The 11,824-nt window shown below is 56.5% G+C and carries 11 protein-coding genes (1 of these 11 running past the window's edge); all 11 read left to right on the top strand.

The window, feature by feature from the left end; all coding sequences use genetic code 11:
* Nucleotides 1–67: 67 nt before the first annotated feature.
* Entirely contained in the window at nt 68–4,372 is a 4,305-nt protein-coding gene (rpoC, locus tag E5E97_RS02880) for a DNA-directed RNA polymerase subunit beta' (RefSeq protein WP_011707700.1), read from the top strand.
* A gap of 197 nt (nt 4,373–4,569) precedes the next feature.
* Nucleotides 4,570–5,286 carry a transcriptional regulator gene (locus E5E97_RS02875; protein WP_005306294.1) on the top strand — a complete coding sequence of 239 codons (717 nt, stop codon included), beginning with the start codon at nt 4,570–4,572 and terminating at the stop codon, nt 5,284–5,286.
* Between the two features lie 25 nt (nt 5,287–5,311).
* Nucleotides 5,312–5,692: a RidA family protein gene (locus E5E97_RS02870; RefSeq protein WP_016352264.1), complete on the top strand. Its 381-nt coding sequence runs from the start codon at nt 5,312–5,314 to the stop codon at nt 5,690–5,692.
* A gap of 86 nt (nt 5,693–5,778) precedes the next feature.
* Nucleotides 5,779–6,171 (top strand): sulfurtransferase complex subunit TusD, encoded by a 393-nt coding sequence (tusD, locus tag E5E97_RS02865; protein WP_118880206.1) that lies wholly within the window; start codon nt 5,779–5,781, stop codon nt 6,169–6,171.
* A 9-nt stretch (nt 6,172–6,180) separates the two neighbouring features.
* A complete protein-coding gene (gene tusC, locus E5E97_RS02860) occupies nt 6,181–6,537 on the top strand; it encodes a sulfurtransferase complex subunit TusC (protein WP_016352262.1) in 357 nt (118 codons plus the stop codon).
* Between the two features lie 7 nt (nt 6,538–6,544).
* Nucleotides 6,545–6,823: a sulfurtransferase complex subunit TusB gene (gene tusB / locus E5E97_RS02855; protein ID WP_024945207.1), complete on the top strand. Its 279-nt coding sequence runs from the start codon at nt 6,545–6,547 to the stop codon at nt 6,821–6,823.
* A gap of 183 nt (nt 6,824–7,006) precedes the next feature.
* Nucleotides 7,007–7,381, top strand: coding sequence for a 30S ribosomal protein S12 (rpsL, locus tag E5E97_RS02850; protein WP_005306278.1), 375 nt, complete (start codon nt 7,007–7,009; stop codon nt 7,379–7,381).
* A gap of 93 nt (nt 7,382–7,474) precedes the next feature.
* The gene (gene rpsG / locus E5E97_RS02845) at nt 7,475–7,945 is read left to right on the top strand and encodes a 30S ribosomal protein S7 (protein WP_005306266.1); all 471 of its coding nucleotides are present in this window, start codon (nt 7,475–7,477) and stop codon (nt 7,943–7,945) included.
* Between the two features lie 75 nt (nt 7,946–8,020).
* On the top strand, nt 8,021–10,126 hold the full coding sequence (fusA, locus tag E5E97_RS02840) for an elongation factor G (protein ID WP_011707695.1): 2,106 nt from the start codon (nt 8,021–8,023) through the stop codon (nt 10,124–10,126).
* A 54-nt stretch (nt 10,127–10,180) separates the two neighbouring features.
* Nucleotides 10,181–11,365, top strand: a complete 1,185-nt coding sequence (gene tuf / locus E5E97_RS02835; protein ID WP_011707694.1) for an elongation factor Tu — start codon at nt 10,181–10,183, stop codon at nt 11,363–11,365.
* Nucleotides 11,366–11,477: 112 nt separating this feature from the next.
* Nucleotides 11,478–11,824 carry the 5' portion of a D-glycero-beta-D-manno-heptose 1,7-bisphosphate 7-phosphatase gene (gene gmhB, locus E5E97_RS02830; RefSeq protein ID WP_029305306.1) on the top strand. The gene runs 196 nt beyond the window's last position, so 347 of the gene's 543 nt are visible here — the first part of the coding sequence; it begins with the start codon at nt 11,478–11,480; the stop codon falls past the right edge of the window.

The following is an 11,824-nucleotide window of genomic DNA, read 5'->3' as shown; positions in this document are numbered from 1 at the left end:
TTGTTCGAGAATTGACGTGGGCGCCCCGAAAGGGGCGCCGAGGTTAGACTCCTGACAGGGGAAACACGTGAAAGACTTACTCAAGTTTTTGAAGGCTCAGACCAAGACCGAAGAGTTTGACAGTATCAAGATCGGTCTGGCCTCTCCTGACATGATCCGCTCCTGGTCATTCGGTGAGGTCAAAAAGCCTGAGACCATCAACTACCGGACTTTCAAGCCGGAACGTGATGGTCTGTTCTGCGCCCGTATCTTCGGACCGGTGAAGGACTACGAGTGTCTGTGCGGCAAGTACAAGCGCCTGAAACACCGTGGTGTGATCTGTGAGAAGTGCGGCGTAGAAGTGACCCAGACCAAGGTCCGTCGTGAGCGTATGGGCCACATTGAGCTGGCCAGCCCGACTGCCCACATCTGGTTCCTGAAGTCCCTGCCGTCCCGTATCGGTCTGCTGCTGGACATGACCCTGCGTGACATCGAGCGCGTGCTGTATTTCGAATCCTATGTAGTGATCGAACCCGGCATGACCAACCTCGAGCGCAGCCAGATGCTGTCCGAAGAGCAGTACCTGGACGCACTGGAAGAGTGGGGCGACGAATTCGACGCCAAGATGGGTGCCGAAGCAATCCTGGCATTGCTGCGCGCCATCGATCTGGAAGGCGAAGTGCGCACCATGCGCGAAGAGCTGGATCAGACCAACTCCGAGACCAAGCGCAAGAAGACCACCAAGCGCCTGAAGCTGATGGAAGCCTTCCTGCAGTCCGGCAACAAGCCGGAGTGGATGATCATGACAGTGCTGCCCGTGCTGCCGCCGGACCTGCGTCCGCTGGTACCGCTGGACGGCGGCCGTTTCGCGACCTCCGATCTGAACGATCTGTACCGCCGCGTGATCAACCGTAACAACCGCTTGAAGCGCCTGCTGGACCTGGCTGCTCCGGACATCATCGTGCGCAACGAAAAGCGCATGCTGCAAGAGTCCGTCGATGCCCTGCTGGACAACGGCCGTCGTGGTCGTGCCATCACCGGCTCCAACAAGCGCCCGCTGAAATCCTTGGCCGACATGATCAAGGGTAAGCAAGGTCGTTTCCGTCAGAACCTGCTCGGTAAGCGTGTCGACTACTCCGGTCGTTCCGTTATCACCGTAGGTCCGACTCTGCGTCTGCATCAGTGCGGTCTGCCGAAGAAGATGGCGCTGGAGCTGTTCAAGCCGTTCATCTATGGCAAGCTGGAATCCCGCGGTCTGGCGACCACCATCAAGGCCGCCAAGAAGATGGTGGAGCGCGAAGAAGCTGTCGTTTGGGACATCCTGGACGAAGTGATCCGCGAACACCCGGTTCTGCTGAACCGTGCACCGACCCTACACCGTCTGGGTATCCAGGCGTTTGAGCCGACCCTGATCGAAGGCAAGGCCATCCAGCTGCACCCGCTCGTCTGTGCCGCCTATAACGCGGACTTCGATGGTGACCAGATGGCGGTCCACGTACCGCTGACCCTGGAAGCCCAGCTGGAAGCGCGTGCGCTGATGATGTCCACCAACAACATCCTGTCGCCTGCTTCCGGTGAGCCGATCATCGTTCCGTCTCAGGACGTGGTCTTGGGTCTGTACTACATGACCCGTGCCCGTATCAACGCCAAGGGCGAAGGTATGGTGCTGTCCGGCCCGAAAGAAGCCGAGAAGGTATACCGCGCCGGTCTGGCCGATCTGCATGCTCGCGTGAAAGTTCGCATCACCGAATACCTGCGTCAGGAAGACGGTTCGCTGCGTGCTCACACCGAGATGAAGAACACCACCGTTGGTCGTGCGATCCTGAGCCTGATCCTGCCGAAAGGCATGGAATACGCGCTGATCGACGAGCCGAAGGTGCTGACTGCTGCAGAGCAGGCTGACCTGGATGCCAACCCGCAGAACTGGATCAAATCCGTATCCAACAAGGCGCTGGGCAAAAAGCTCATCTCCCGTCTGCTGAACACCTGCTATCGCAAGCAGGGCCTGAAGGACACCGTCATCTTCGCTGACCAGCTGATGTATACCGGTTTCCACTATGCGGCCCTGTCCGGTGCTTCCGTTGGTATCGATGACATGGTCATCCCGGATGCCAAGAAAGACATCATCGCTGCTGCAGAAGCCGAAGTTGCCGAGATCCAGGACCAGTTCCTGTCCGGTCTGGTGACCGCAGGCGAACGCTACAACAAGGTTATCGATATCTGGGCCAGCGCCAACGAGCGCGTCTCCAAGGCCATGATGGAGAACTTGTCCAAAGAGCGTAACGTCAACTCGCTGGGTGAAGAAGAAGAGCAAGCCTCGTTCAACAGCATCTTCATGATGGCCGACTCTGGTGCGCGGGGTTCCGCAGCCCAGATCCGTCAGCTGGCCGGTATGCGTGGCCTGATGGCCAAGCCGGATGGCTCCATCATCGAGACCCCGATCGTCGCGAACTTCCGCGAAGGTCTGAACGTATTGCAGTACTTCATCTCCACTCACGGTGCTCGTAAGGGTCTGGCGGATACCGCACTGAAGACTGCGAACTCCGGTTACCTGACTCGTCGTCTGGTTGACGTGGCACAGGACATGGTGATCACCGAGGACGATTGCGGCACTACCGAAGGTCTGTGGATGACTCCGCTGATCGAAGGTGGCGACGTGGTCGAACCGCTGCGTGAGCGCGTGCTGGGCCGTGTGGTTGCCGATGACGTGATCAAGCCGGGTACTGAAGACGAAGTGCTGGTAGCACGCAACACCCTGCTCGACGAGCAGCTGTGTGACCTGCTGGAGCGCAACTCCGTTGACCGCGTGAAGGTTCGTTCTGCCATCACCTGTGAGACCGACTTCGGTAACTGTGCTCACTGCTACGGCCGTGATCTGGCCCGTGGTCACCTGGTTAACAAGGGTGAGGCTGTCGGTGTTATCGCCGCCCAGTCCATCGGTGAGCCGGGTACCCAGCTGACGATGCGTACCTTCCACATCGGTGGTGCCGCATCCCGTGCCGCTGCCGAGAGCAGCATCCAGGTCAAGAACACCGGTAGCATCAAGCTGCAGAACGCCAAGTTCGTTCACAACAGCGATGACAAACTGGTTATCACCTCCCGTTCTACCGAACTGACCATCATGGACGAGATGGGCCGTACCAAGGAAAGCCACAAGCTGCCTTACGGTTCCGTGCTGGAAGTGAAAGATGGCCAGGCCGTGAACGCCGGTGAAACCGTCGCCAACTGGGATCCGCACACTCACCCGATCATCACCGAAGTAGCGGGTCGCCTGCACTTCGAACACATGATCGATGGCGTGACCATTACTCGTCAGACCGACGAGCTGACCGGTCTCTCCTCCATCGTCGTGCTGGATGTCAACGAGCGTCCGAGCGCCGGTAAAGAGATGCGTCCGACCGTTAAACTGGTCGACCTGAACGGCAAGGACGTGATGATCCCGGGTACCGATGTCGCCGCCCAGTACTTCCTGCCGGGCAAGGCGATCGTGAACCTGGAAGATGGTGCCAACGTGGGCGTGGGTGACGCGGTAGCGCGTATCCCGCAAGAGTCCGGCGGTACCAAGGACATCACCGGTGGTCTGCCGCGCGTTGCGGATCTGTTCGAAGCACGTCAACCGAAGGAACCGGCAATTCTGGCCGAGATCTCCGGTACCATCTCCTTCGGGAAAGAGACCAAGGGCAAACGCCGTCTGGTCATCACCCCGACCGATGGTGGCGATGTCTACGAGGAGATGATTCCGAAGTGGCGTAACCTGAACGTGTTCGAAGGTGAAAAAGTTGAGAAGGGTGAAGTGCTGGCGGACGGTCCTGAGTCTGCTCACGACATTCTGCGTCTGCGCGGTATCAGCCCGGTCGCCAACTACATCGCCAACGAAGTGCAGGACGTTTACCGTCTGCAAGGCGTTAAGATCAACGACAAGCACATCGAAGTCATCGTGCGTCAGATGCTGCGCAAGTGCGAGATCCTGAGCGCCGGCGACACCGACCTGATCGAAGGCGAACAGGTTGAAGTGGCTCGCGTGAAGATTGCCAACCGTAAGTTGGTTGCTGAGGGCAAGACCCCGGCCACCTTCCGTCACATCCTGATGGGTATTACCAAGGCATCTCTGAGCACCGAGTCCTTCATCTCCGCGGCTTCCTTCCAGGAAACCACCCGTGTTCTGACCGAGGCGGCCGTTGGCGGCAAGCGTGACGAACTGCGTGGCCTGAAAGAGAACGTGATCGTGGGTCGTCTGATCCCGGCTGGTACCGGCTTTGCCTACCACCACGGCCGGATCAACCAGCGTGCCGCCGCAGCCCGTGCTGTTGGTGTGCCGCAGGTGACTGCCGATGAAGCTCAGCAAAACCTGGCGGATCTGCTCAACGCAGCCGGCAGTTTTGACGAAGAGTAATCTTCCGCTGTAGCGAATGAAAAGGGCCCCTTCATGGGGCCCTTTTTTATTGTCGATTTTCTCGTCAAAGCCAGACGCCACGCGGATATTCGGATGATCCAGAGCAAGGTTGCAGAGTAAAAAATCAAAAAAAGTTGACATTGACCCCTCGCAACTGAAAACTCGGGAAAGTTGAATGGGTATTACAGGGGTAGAACATGACTGTCGGTATCGAGGAAGTGATGCTTCCCGAAGAGCAACTGATCGGTCGCACTTTTACAGACGAAGACAGGGAATTGTTGCGCTCATACGATGGGCTGATCGATGGCTTGGCCGAGTTGTTCGGCAAGCACTGTGAAGTGGTGCTTCACTCCCTGGAAAATCTGCACGAGTCCGTGATCAAGATTGCCAACGGGTTCAATACGGGACGGAATGAGGGGGCCCCCATTACCGATCTCGCGCTGCGTATGCTCAAGGACATCGAGAATACCGGCCAGGATTACACCCAGAGCTATTTTGCTCGCAGCCGTACCGGTGCCCTGATGAAGTCGAGTACCATCGCCATCAGGAACAGCGACAAGCAGGTGATCGGTCTCATCTGTATCAACCTGCACATCAACGCGCCTTTTCACGAGTTCGTCGCCGAATTTTTCCCGACGCCGCAACAAGTCGAGCGTCAGTCGCCGGAGACCTTTGCCAACAGTGTGGAAGAGCTGGTTGCCCAGACGGTGGACAACACCATCGACGAGATCAACCGCGATCCGACCGTTGCCAACAATGCTAAAAACAGGTTTATCGTGACCCAGCTGTTCGAGAAGGGCATATTTGATATCAAGGACTCGATCAACCTGGTCGCCGACAAGCTGAACATTTCCAAACATACCGTTTATCTGTACATCCGACAGCGCAAGCAGGGTGAAGACGAAAACGAGTAAGCGCCATAGAAGGGGATAGACAAGAATGGCTAAAGAAGTTATTGCAACCGACAAGGCTCCTGCCGCAATTGGCCCGTATGTTCAGGCCACCAAACTGGGCGAGCTGGTCTTCACCTCCGGGCAGATCCCGCTCGATCCGGCTACCATGGAGATAGTGGCTGGCGGTATCGAAGCGCAGGCCGAGCAGGTGATGAAGAACCTGGTTGCAGTATTGAAGGAAGCGGGAGCCGATACCGGCAAGGTATTGAAGACCACCTGCTTCCTCAGCGACATGAACAACTTTGTTGCCTTCAACCAGGTTTATGCCCGTTACTTCGGTGAAGCCGCTCCTGCCCGCTCCTGCGTGGAAGTGGCGCGTCTGCCGAAGGATGTGCTGGTTGAAGTCGAAGCCATCGCTTACGTCTGATCCAAGGCTGCACGAAGAGCCCCTCCCAGGAGGGGCTTTTTTGTGTTTGGCGTAGAATGGACGAACACATGCGCAGGAGTCCGGATATGAGTCTGAATTTTGCCCTGCTGGTAACGGGGCCCGCCTATGGCACCCAGTCGGCCAGCACCGCCTATCGTTTTGCCTTGAGCCTCATCGAGCAGGGCCATCGCTTGTCTCACCTGTTCTTCTACCAGGATGGGGTCTGCAACGGCAACGGGCTGCATGCTCCCGCCTCCGATGAGAGCAACCTGGTCGCCCTGTGGCGTGAACTGGCCAACCAGCAAGGGATCCGTATCGATGTGTGCGTCGCTGCCGCCATGCGGCGCGGTGTGCTGGATGAGCGGGAAGCCAAGGGGTTGGGCAGGGCACACTTCAACCTGGAGCCGCCATTTTGCCTGAGCGGTCTGGGTCAGCTGGCGGAGGCCAGCCTGACCGCCGATCGATTCGTCCAGTTTTAGGAGGCAGCCATGCACAAGATAGCGTTTATTTGCCGGCGTGGGCCGCACGGTACCGCCGCCGGGCGGGAAGGTCTGGATGCCCTGCTGGCCACTTCGGCCATGACCGAGTCGCTGGCCCTGTTCCTCATCGGGGATGGCGTGCTGCAATTGCTCAGGGAGCAGCAGCCGCAGGCCATCTTGCAGCGTCACTATGCGCCGACTTTCAAGCTGCTTGAGCTCTACGACATCGAGGAGGTCTATGTGTGCACCGACTCGCTGGCAGAGCGTGGCTTGACGGTGGCGGATCTGCTGATCCCCGTGACCGGCTTGTCCCGCACCGACATCCGGCACCAGTGGGATGCTTGTGCGACCCACATCTGCTTTTGAGGTGACCATGATACAGCTGATATTGACCTCTCCCTTCCAGAGTCAGGACCTGGAACAGGCGCTGACCTATCGCCAGCCGGAGGATGTGCTGGTGCTGATGCAGGATGCCGTCGTCGCTGCCACGGCCCCTCAGTGGTGTGCTCGGTTGGCTGGAGTGCCGCTCTATGTCATGCGGGAAGACCTGCAGGCGAGGGGGTTGCAACAACGGATCGGGTTGGATCTGGACATGGCCGGCTTGGTGGCTCTGATCGCGGAAAAAGGCTCGCCGCAGACCTGGGCTGGCTAACTACCAGTTTTGTCTAATTATTTCAGACGGTTACCGATATTTGCCAAGGCATCTTCACTGCCTTTCCTGGCTCGGATTGTATAAATCTTGACTCCCTTGACAACAGGGCATAAAATTTCGCGTCCCCGTATCTGCGGGGAGGATTTTTCACATGTTTATGAAGTCATTATCAGGAGCCTTTTGATGGCAACTATTAACCAGTTGGTTCGCAAGCCACGCATCAAGCTCGTTGTGAAAAGCAACGTGCCGGCGCTGGAAGCGTGCCCTCAGAAGCGTGGCGTGTGCACCCGTGTATACACCACCACCCCTAAGAAGCCTAACTCTGCACTGCGTAAAGTATGCCGTGTACGTCTGACCAACGGCTTCGAAGTCACCTCCTACATCGGCGGTGAAGGTCACAACCTGCAAGAGCACTCTGTTGTTCTGATCCGTGGCGGTCGTGTAAAAGACTTGCCAGGTGTTCGTTATCACACCGTTCGTGGTGCGTTGGACTGTGCCGGTGTTAAAGACCGTAAGCAGGCTCGCTCCAAGTATGGCGTGAAGCGTCCGAAAGCTTAATGGTTCTCCGTTAAGTAAGGCCAAACGTTAATTCGTTTCTAGTTAGATAACTTTCTAGTTTTGGGTAACCCCTGAAGTTACGGAGAATTTGAAATGCCAAGACGTCGTGTTGTTGGTCAGCGTAAAATCCTGCCGGATCCCAAGTTCGGATCAGAGCTGCTGGCTAAATTTGTCAACGTAGTAATGGTTGACGGTAAGAAATCTGTTTCCGAAGCCATCGTATATGGCGCGCTGGACATCATTGCCACCAAGACTGGCAAAGAGCACCTGGCCGTATTCGAAGAAGCCCTGGACAACATTCGTCCGGCCGTCGAGGTTAAATCTCGTCGTGTCGGTGGTGCAACCTATCAGGTACCGGTAGAAGTTCGTCCGGTTCGCCGCAATGCCCTGGCAATGCGCTGGTTGGTTGATGCCGCTCGTAAACGTGGTGAAAAATCAATGGCTCAGCGTTTGGCTGGCGAGCTGCTGGATGCCGCTGACAATAAGGGTTCGTCTGTCAAGAAACGTGAAGACGTACACCGTATGGCTGAAGCGAACAAGGCTTTCGCTCACTTCCGCTGGTAATCCGCTTGCGCAGGGTCTTTTGGCTCTGCGCACCTTTAATTATCTGGGGACAAGTGCCCTAGTAAGAGGATGACAATGGCTCGTACAACCCCCATTGAGCGTTATCGTAATATCGGTATCTCCGCTCACATCGACGCCGGTAAGACTACTACTACCGAGCGCGTTCTGTTTTACACCGGTGTAAGTCACAAGATCGGTGAAGTTCACGATGGCGCCGCCACCATGGACTGGATGGAACAGGAACAAGAGCGTGGTATCACCATCACCTCCGCCGCGACCACCGCTTTCTGGTCCGGTATGGGCAAACAGTTCCAACCGCACCGTATCAACATCATCGATACCCCGGGCCACGTTGACTTTACTATCGAAGTAGAGCGTTCCATGCGTGTTCTGGATGGCGCCGTGATGGTGTACTGTGCCGTAGGTGGCGTACAGCCACAGTCTGAAACCGTATGGCGTCAGGCTAACAAGTACAAGGTTCCCCGTATCGCGTTCGTCAACAAGATGGACCGTACCGGTGCCAACTTCCTGCGCTGCGTTGAGCACATCAAGACCCGTCTGAAAGGTAACCCGGTTCCGCTGCAACTGAACATCGGTTCAGAAGAGAACTTCAAGGGCGTTATCGACCTGGTCAAGATGAAAGCCATCAACTGGAGCGAAGCTGACCAGGGCGTATCCTTCGATTACGAAGACGTCCCGGCTGAGCTGCTGGAAAAAGCGCAAGAAATGCGCATGACCCTGGTTGAAGCCGCTGCTGAAGCGTCTGAAGACCTGATGGAAAAATACCTGGGTGGTGAAGAACTGACCGAGGAAGAGATCAAGAAAGCTCTTCGTCAGCGTGTTCTGAACAACGAAATCATCCTGGTTACCTGTGGCTCCGCGTTCAAGAACAAGGGCGTACAGGCCATGCTGGATGCCGTGGTTGACTATCTGCCGGCTCCGACCGACGTAGCAGCCATCGACGGTCTGAAGCTGGATGGCGAGACCAAAGACGAGCGTCATGCTTCTGATGACGAGCCGTTTGCTGCTCTGGCATTCAAGATTGCTACCGACCCGTTCGTAGGCAACCTGACCTTCTTCCGCGTTTACTCCGGTGTGGTTAACTCCGGTGACTCCGTGCTGAACTCCGTTAAAGAGAAGCGCGAGCGTTTTGGCCGTATCGTTCAGATGCACGCCAACAAGCGTGAAGAGATCAAAGAAGTTCGCGCAGGCGACATCGCTGCCGCCATCGGTCTGAAAGACGTGACCACTGGTGACACCCTGTGTGACGAAAAAGCGCCGATCATCCTCGAGCGTATGGAATTCCCGGAACCGGTAATCTCCATCGCAGTTGAGCCGAAAACCAAGGCTGACCAAGAGAAGATGGGCCTGGCTCTGGGCCGTCTGGCTCAGGAAGACCCGTCCTTCCGCGTATGGACTGACGAAGAGTCTGGCCAAACCATCATCGCCGGTATGGGTGAGCTGCACCTGGACATCATCGTTGACCGTATGCGTCGCGAGTTCAAGGTAGAAGCGAACGTAGGTAAGCCGCAGGTTGCCTACCGTGAAACCATTCGTAACACCGTCAAGGATATCGAAGGTAAGCACGCCAAGCAGTCCGGTGGTCGTGGTCAGTACGGTCACGTTGTGATCGACATGTACCCGCTGGAAGAAGGCAAAGCCTACGAATTCGTCAACGACATCAAGGGCGGCGTCATTCCTGGTGAGTTCATCCCGGGTGTTGACAAGGGTATCCGCGAGCAGCTGAAGTCCGGCCCGCTGGCAGGTTATCCGGTAATGGATCTGGGCGTGCGTCTGCACTTCGGTTCCTACCACGATGTCGACTCTTCCGAACTGGCGTTCAAGATCGCTGCTTCCATGGCCTTTAAGGCTGGCTTCATGAAGGCCAACCCGGTTCTGCTCGAACCGATCATGAAAGTAGAAGTCGAGACTCCCGAAGACTACATGGGCGACGTGATCGGTGACCTGAACCGTCGTCGTGGCCTGATCGAAGGTATGGAAGATGGTCCGTCCGGCAAGATCGTTCGTGCCCTGGTGCCGCTGGCCGAGATGTTCGGTTACGCTACCGCCCTGCGTTCTGCTACCCAGGGTCGTGCTTCCTACGCCATGGAATTCGCCAAGTATCACGATGCCCCGACCAACGTCGCCCAGGCCGTGATCGAAGAGCGCAAATCCAAGTAATTTAAGATTCCCCGCCTACGACGGTAGGCGGGTTTAACCTAGAAGGACTACGTCGTGTCTAAAGAAAAATTTGAGCGTAATAAACCGCACGTAAACGTCGGCACCATCGGCCACGTTGACCACGGTAAAACCACCCTGACTGCCGCTATCACCAACGTGCTGGCCAAGCACTTCGGTGGTAAGGCTTTTGCCTTCGACCAGATCGACAAGGCACCGGAAGAGCGTGAGCGTGGTATCACCATCAACACCTCCCACGTAGAATACGACACCGCTACCCGTCACTACGCCCACGTAGATTGCCCGGGTCACGCCGACTACGTTAAAAACATGATCACCGGTGCTGCCCAGATGGACGGCGCGATCCTGGTAGTAGCAGCGACTGACGGCCCGATGCCGCAGACTCGTGAGCACATCCTGCTGGGTCGTCAGGTAGGCGTTCCGTACATCATCGTGTTCATGAACAAGTGTGACATGGTAGATGACGAAGAGCTGCTGGAACTGGTCGAGATGGAAGTTCGCGAACTGCTGTCCGAGTACGACTTCCCGGGTGATGACCTGCCGGTAGTCCGTGGTTCCGCACTGAAAGCGCTGGAAGGCGAAGCTCAGTGGGAAGAGAAGATCCTGGAACTGGCTGGCCACCTGGACACCTACATTCCGGAGCCGGAGCGTGCCATCGACCTGCCGTTCCTGATGCCTATCGAAGACGTATTCTCCATCGCTGGCCGCGGTACCGTAGTTACCGGTCGTGTAGAGCGCGGTATCGTCAAAGTTGGTGAAGAAGTGGAAATCGTTGGTATCAAAGATACCACCAAGACCACCTGTACCGGCGTTGAAATGTTCCGCAAACTGCTGGACGAAGGTCGTGCAGGCGAGAACATCGGTGCACTGCTGCGTGGCGTGAAGCGTGAAGACGTAGAGCGTGGTCAGGTACTGGCCAAGCCGGGCACCATCAAGCCGCACACCAAGTTCGAATCTGAAGTGTACGTGCTGTCCAAAGAAGAAGGTGGTCGTCATACCCCGTTCTTCAAAGGCTACCGTCCGCAGTTCTACTTCCGTACTACCGACGTGACCGGTACCATCGAACTGCCGGAAGGCGTAGAGATGGTAATGCCGGGCGACAACATCAAGATGGTTGTTACCCTGATTGCCCCGATCGCGATGGACGACGGCCTGCGTTTCGCTATCCGTGAAGGTGGCCGTACCGTAGGTGCTGGTGTTGTAGCTAAAGTTATCGCTTAATCGATACTTTAAATACGCACATGAAAGGGGTGGCTTCGGCCACCCCTTTTACTTTTGGGGCTTTAAATGGCCTGTGAGATACTTTGCGAAATCATTGATAGAGGTCGTTTCTGTGAGCAAACCAGCCATTTTTCTGGATCGTGATGGTGTCATCAACGAAGACACCGGTTATGTCAGCAAGGTAGATGACTTCCACTTTTTGCCCGGGGTCATCGAAGCCCTGCAGCTGATGAAGAAGAAAGGGTATCTGCTGGTCGTTGTCACCAACCAGTCTGGTATCGCCCGCGGTTATTTCAGCGAAGATGATTTCATGAACCTGACCGAGTGGATGGATTGGTCATTGGCCGATCGCGATGTGGACCTCGATGGTATCTACTTCTGCCCGCATCATCCGGAGCATGGTGCTCCCTGTGATTGCCGCAAACCAGAACCGGGAATGCTGCTGCTTGCCAAGCAAGA

Origin of the sequence: Aeromonas sp. 2692-1, assembly GCF_013085505.1 — a bacterium.
GTDB lineage: Bacteria > Pseudomonadota > Gammaproteobacteria > Enterobacterales > Aeromonadaceae > Aeromonas > Aeromonas hydrophila.
The sequence above is the reverse complement of the archived record's forward strand: the minus strand, read 5'-3'. Positions and strand labels throughout refer to the sequence as shown.